Genomic DNA, 3,463 nt, shown 5'->3' with positions numbered 1-3,463 from the left:
CCTCTCCGCAGGCATGAAACTCTGTGCCAGCACGACCAGGAGAGGTGCCCGGAGTGGTTTATCGGGGACTTCGAGCTCAGCTCAAGGTCGGGCCCCCTGGGGCCCACGCAGGTTCGAATCCTGCCCTCTCCGCAGGCATGAAACTCTGTGCCAGCACGACCAGGAGAGGTGCCCGGAGTGGTTTATCGGGGACTTCGAGCTCAGCTCAAGGTCGGGCCCCCAGGGGCCCACGCAGGTTCGAATCCTGCCCTCTCCGCCAGCGGAACATGGACTTCCACACCTACTTCGCCGGGCCTCCCCCGCCCCGGTGAAGCGACCGCCCCGGCGCCCCGCGACAGCGGCTGGACCGCCGGGGCGGACCTACGTCCGATGGACACGCACATCTTTTCCCGGACGAACGCCCAGGTCAGCCCCGTATTCAACTACCTGAGGCGACTCGTTCAAAAAAATACCTTCCCAAAGGAATGATACCGTGAGAGGGTCTTCGCTGGAAGGGAGTCAGAGGGTGCACCCCTGCCTCCCCCCGGCTGGGGACACCCAGAGATCGCCACGCCGACCTCCACCCGCGGTCCCCCACACCGCAGCACCGATGGCCCTGGCGACCCGGAAGGTGAACCGCCCCGACGTTGCAGCAACGAAAGCCAAGGGGGAAACGGCATGCTGAGCTTTTCCATTCTCGGAGCACTGCAGATCCGCACCGCTTTAGGTTTCGCGGAGATCTCTGGAGACCTCCAACGGAATCTCATCCAGACCCTGCTCGTCAGCGAGGGCCGCCCGATTTCGGGAGAGATCCTCGTGGAGGAAATGTGGGGCGATTCTGTCCCCGACAAGCAGGCCAATGCACTGCAGGCACACATCAGCAGGCTCCGCCGGAAACTGAAGAGCCTGGAACCGGATCTGCCGGTTTCCCGGGTGACCATTCACCCTTCGGGTTACCGGCTCACCATCCATGAGGGCGAGTTCGACGCCGCCGAGTTCACCAAGGCGGTCCGCCAGGCGGAGGCGGCGGGGGCCTCCGATCCCGGTGCCACCGCGGAACTGCTGGGCCGGGCGCTCGCCCTGTGGCGGGGCCCCGTATTCGGCGACTTTCCCGGCGGCACCATTTGCCAGCTGGCCTGCGCCCGTTACGAGGAATACCGCATGCGGGCCATGGAGCTGCGATTCGAGGCAGAACTGCGGCTGGGTCACCACGCGGCGATGCTCGCGGAACTGCACGAGGCACACAGTAATCACCCTCTGCGGGAACGCTTCTGCGAACAGCTGATGGTCGCCCTGTACCGCTCGGGCCGCCAGGCCGACGCCCTCAACGTCTACCGCGCCATGCGCCGCCACCTCTCGGACGAACTGGGCATCGACCCGTCCCCCGCACTGCGCGACGTGGAACACGCGATCCTCGCGCACGATCCGGCACTGACGGGCGCCGCCCGCACCCTGCTCCAGCCGGCCTGACCGGGTGGCGGCCCCTTGAACGGGGCCGCCGTCCGTCACCTCGTACGCGGGGGGCGCCACGCCGCTCTCCCCTCCCCTTATATGGGCGAGGCTCCGTATATGGGCGAGCCCTCCGTACGGGCGAGGCCTCCGGTTGTACGCGAGCCGCGGCCAAAGGCCGACAACCGCCCAACCACCGGCGGACGGAGACCGACTGGGCGGAGCCCGACGCACCGCCACCACCGACAGGCCCCCGCACGGCCCCGTCACCGCAGGTCGACCCCCCATGTACACGGCGTCAGCGGCCGGTCAGCGGCACTTGTCACCATGTGAACGGAAAGCGGGCGCCCGCCCTCCGCGCGGACCCCCGTACGCGTCCCGGTATGCGTCCCGCGCGGCGCGCATGAACCCCCAACCACCGTATCCACCAGGAGTTTCCATGACCACGAGCCAGACCTCCGCACGCCTTGGAACCGCGGCCACGAACTCGTCCGCCGCGCGCCCGCTGCGTCTGTTCCTCGGTCTCGACGCCGCCGTCACGGCCGGCAACGGCCTGATCTACCTGATCGCCGCCGGCCCCGTCGGTGACCTCCTCGACATGAACACCGGCTTCCTGCGCGCGATCGGCGTCTTCCTCACCGTCTACGGCGTCCTGGTCGGCCTCCTCGCCGCCCAGCAGGTCCCGTCCGCCACGGCCACGAAGGTCGTCATCGAGGCCAACCTGCTGTGGGCCGCCGCCAGCGTCGCCACCGCGATCTTCGGCTGGTTCGACCCCAACACCATCGGCACGGTGTGGATCCTCATGCAGGCCGTCGTCGTCGGCGGGTTCGCCGTGCTCCAGATCAGCGGCCTGCGCAAGCTCACCAACTGAACCGCGCACAGCGTCCCCGGTGACGGCAGCGCAACGGGTAAGGGGAGAGATGAAACTCCACGTCGCGGAGCTGGCGGCGATCCGGGAGCAGGTCCACGCAGGCCCCGGTGAACCGGCTACCGCCGCTCAGAAGGCCAAGGGCAAGCTCACCGTGCGCGAGCGGATCGCGCTGCTCCTGGACGAGGGTTCGTTCCGCGAGGTCGAACCCTTGCGCCGGCACCGGGCGACCGGTTTCGGCCTGGAGGCGAAACGCCCGTACACGGACGGTGTCGTCACCGGTTGGGGCACGGTCGAGGGCCGGACGGTCTTCGTCTACGCGCACGACTTCCGCATCTTCGGCGGCGCGCTCGGCGAGGCGCACGCCACGAAGATCCACAAGATCATGGACATGGCCATCGCGGCCGGTGCTCCGCTGGTCTCTCTGAACGACGGCGCGGGCGCCCGGATCCAGGAGGGCGTCTCCGCGCTCGCCGGCTACGGCGGCATCTTCCAGCGCAACACCAAGGCGTCCGGTGTCATCCCGCAGATCAGCGTGATGCTGGGCCCGTGCGCGGGCGGCGCCGCGTACAGCCCGGCCCTCACGGACTTCGTGTTCATGGTCCGCGAGACCTCGCAGATGTTCATCACGGGACCGGACGTGGTGAAGGCCGTGACCGGCGAGGAGATCACCCAGAACGGCCTCGGCGGCGCCGACGTCCACGCCGAGACGTCGGGCGTCGCGCACTTCGCGTACGACGACGAGGAGACGTGCCTCGAAGAGGTTCGGTACCTCCTCACGATGCTGCCGTCGAACAACCGCGAGAACCCGCCGGCGACCACCACCGACGACCCGTCGAACCGCACCTGCGAGCCACTGTTGGACCTGGTGCCGGTGGACGGCAACCGCCCGTACGACATGCACCGGGTCATCGAGGAACTGGTCGACGAGGGCGACTTCCTGGAGGTCCACGAGCGCTGGGCGCGGAACATCATCTGCGCCCTCGCCCGCCTGGACGGCAAGGTCGTGGGCATCGTCGCCAACCAGCCGCAGGCCCTGGCCGGCGTCCTGGACATCGAGGCCTCCGAGAAAGCCGCACGCTTCGTCCAGATGTGCGACGCCTTCAACATCCCCATCGTCACCCTCCTGGACGTCCCCGGCTTCCTGCCCGGCGTCGACCAGGAACA

General features: G+C 68.4%; 3 protein-coding genes and 2 tRNA genes. All 5 read left to right on the top strand.

Annotation, left to right across the window (positions count from 1 at the left end):
* Window positions 1–38: 38 nt before the first annotated feature.
* Window positions 39–132 (top strand) — tRNA-OTHER (locus ACZ5GP_RS22555).
* Window positions 133–162: 30 nt separating this feature from the next.
* Window positions 163–259, top strand: a tRNA-OTHER gene (locus ACZ5GP_RS22550).
* Window positions 260–657: 398 nt separating this feature from the next.
* Window positions 658–1,449, top strand: a complete 792-nt coding sequence (locus tag ACZ5GP_RS22545; protein ID WP_468752554.1) for an AfsR/SARP family transcriptional regulator — start codon at window positions 658–660, stop codon at window positions 1,447–1,449.
* 418 nt (window positions 1,450–1,867) lie between these two features.
* Entirely contained in the window at window positions 1,868–2,299 is a 432-nt protein-coding gene (locus tag ACZ5GP_RS22540; RefSeq protein ID WP_468752553.1) for a hypothetical protein, read from the top strand.
* Between the two features lie 49 nt (window positions 2,300–2,348).
* On the top strand, window positions 2,349–3,463 hold a 1,115-nt coding region (locus ACZ5GP_RS22535; protein ID WP_468752552.1), incomplete at its 3' end, for an acyl-CoA carboxylase subunit beta.

Source organism: Streptomyces sp. NPDC031466 (assembly GCF_055581265.1).
The sequence above is the reverse complement of the archived record's forward strand: the minus strand, read 5'-3'. Positions and strand labels throughout refer to the sequence as shown.

What these genes read in the sequence shown, in the direction of transcription:
- ACZ5GP_RS22545 (WP_468752554.1), top strand. Translation starts at nt 658, where the DNA reads ATGCTGAGCTTTTCCATTCTCGGAGCACTGCAGATCCGCACCGCTTTA.
- ACZ5GP_RS22540 (WP_468752553.1), top strand. Translation starts at nt 1,868, where the DNA reads ATGACCACGAGCCAGACCTCCGCACGCCTTGGAACCGCGGCCACGAAC.